Origin of the sequence: Budvicia aquatica DSM 5075 = ATCC 35567, from assembly GCF_000427805.1 — a bacterium.
In the GTDB taxonomy this organism is placed as follows: Bacteria; Pseudomonadota; Gammaproteobacteria; order Enterobacterales; family Enterobacteriaceae; genus Budvicia; species Budvicia aquatica.
In genome coordinates this window covers 1-1,661 of record NZ_ATYS01000119.1, presented here as the reverse complement: position 1 = coordinate 1,661, position 1,661 = coordinate 1, and the positions used below count along the sequence as shown (strand labels likewise).

The following is a 1,661-nucleotide window of genomic DNA, read 5'->3' as shown; positions in this document are numbered from 1 at the left end:
AATAACCATGAAATAATCAGGTTTTAAAAATCAAATAAATATGTTAAAATCAGAATATAAATTTATTTATAATGATGGATGAATAAAATGAAAGAAATGAGTATCGACGCAAGCATTTTAAGTCTACGCCCGATAAGAAATGGTGAAATAAGAGAGCTTAAGTTTTATTTAAAATACCTTAGAGAATATATAGGTTTAGACTTTGATGGTAAAAATGAGAGTGAGTATTTAACGAAAGATGACTATTTTAATATAATAAAAAACATGTTGTTCAAATTAGATGTAGCAAGAATATCGAAAGCCATGTCAGACATGCAGAAAGCAGCGGAAAATAAGTTAATTAGCGAGGGGACGTTTAGATGGCTTAACAATAACCCGAGGGCTTGTAATTTTGCTTTTGAAATGGTGAGTAGAAAGCTAAGTCTGACTACATTAGAACACGGGGTTAATCAACGTCGATTAATGGATGAAAAACCCGATAATGAACGTATCACCTCAAATACATACGATTGTTTTAGCAAAAAATATACACAAGCTTTAAATAATGCAGCGGATTTTTCAGAGAAAGAAGATACTCATAATCTCAACGAAAGAATAGACGACAATCAGCGTGCTGAAAATATAGTAAGCGCAGAGCTATTAGATTTAGACGTAGAAATAAAGTGTGGTGAAAATCCATTTTTAATAAACAATTTCACAACTAAAGCAGAGCGACGTTTAAAAATCCTGATTGAATTTGATAACATGAATCTCAGTCTGCGTGAAAAGCATCATTACGCTGATGTCATTAGGAAAAAATGGATTATACAATACCGTAGTTTTCCCGAGCCCTTCTATTGGTTAAATAAGAAAGATACCTCACAATGCTTATGGGCATGGCGATATCTTCAAAAAAAGAAAATAATCCCAGTAGGGCTTGAATTCACAAGCCATGACGATATCTATGACTCCATACATACTGTATTTGACCTGTGGTCTTCAGAAAAGAATTTTTTCAGTGAGGATAGTCGTCAGTTTCTTGAAAAAATGAAAAAGTCATGGATACAAAAAAAACACAGTGATGGAACTAAAAAAAGCAAACAAAACACAGTCACGATAAATGCTAAAAATAGAAAAGGGCTTGATATGCTTGCCAAGCACATGGACGGTGACATTAACGACGTACTGTCCATGTTCATTTCCTTCATGAATGGACAATCAAATAAATCGTAAGGGGGAATCTACAATAGTAGGGTACCCCCTCTTGTTTATCAGCAAAATTTATGAGGTCCAGTCCCATTTAATCCCTTCTTACGCGTCGCGATGATAGCAATTAGCCTTGGCTATCATCGTGAACGGTTATCATCGTGAACGGTTATCGTGTGTTATGAGACTCACCTTTAGTTGCAAAAAACAACCAACGCCTATTCACGCGATCCCCAAAAACAAGTCTTTATAGCGGGCATCCTTCAGGTACTCAACGAAACAGTCATAACGAAATTCGTTGGTTTTTCAGTTTCTTCTTAATTCTAAGTGAATCGCCATTATTCGGTGCCACTACGTTTCATGTTCGCCAAGAATCCCCCCCTTAGAAATAATGTCAGATAGATATTATCCCCCTGAACCCTACCACTCCTGCAACAAACCTTCGGGCTTACTGTTGCCTTATTCTCTTTGAGGAA

General features: G+C 35.8%; 1 protein-coding gene. It reads left to right on the top strand.

Annotation, left to right across the window (positions count from 1 at the left end; genetic code table 11):
* The first annotated feature begins 87 nt into the window (after nucleotides 1–87).
* The gene (locus YWE_RS0120870; RefSeq protein WP_029096207.1) at nucleotides 88–1,212 is read left to right on the top strand and encodes a hypothetical protein; all 1,125 of its coding nucleotides are present in this window, start codon (nucleotides 88–90) and stop codon (nucleotides 1,210–1,212) included.
* Nucleotides 1,213–1,661 lie beyond the last annotated feature (449 nt).